The organism is Rhodococcus sp. ARC_M12 (assembly GCF_022810385.1).
Classification (GTDB): domain Bacteria; phylum Actinomycetota; class Actinomycetes; order Mycobacteriales; family Mycobacteriaceae; genus Rhodococcoides; species Rhodococcoides navarretei.
In genome coordinates, this window is sequence record NZ_JALGQI010000081.1 from 1 (window position 1) to 379 (window position 379).

1 protein-coding gene is annotated in these 379 nt (G+C 67.8%); it reads right to left on the bottom strand.

What is annotated here, in order from left to right; all coding sequences use genetic code 11:
• Positions 1-197 precede the first annotated feature (197 nt).
• The coding region (locus MTX35_RS25440) for a helix-turn-helix domain-containing protein (RefSeq protein WP_243597483.1) at positions 198-379 on the bottom strand (182 nt) is incomplete at its 5' end.

Here is a 379-nt window from a genome sequence, read left to right on the forward strand (position 1 = left end):
CTGACCCCCTCGACGAGAACGCAGCGACATCACAGCCACCCAACCCCGACCGCCCGGGAAGCCGGGGCACGTCACATGGCCTGTGCTGCGGGCGTGTCGAGTGGGTCGTCCAGGGGCGACGCAGGAGAGTCGACGCGACGTGCTGAGAGGTGGTTCCAACCGAGCGCTAGGACACCGGCTACAGGCATGGCGATAGGTCAGGAACGGCGTCGCTCCCTGCGCAGGAGGGAGCGCAGAGTCTCGGCGTTCGCATAGCCGACCCGTAGCGCGATCTCGGCGGAGGTGAGGTCCGTGGTTGCTGAGAGGTGCCGCGCTCGTTCGATGCGAAGCCGTTGGACGAAGCCGAGCGGAGTGAGGTTGAGCGCCGCACGGACTCGTC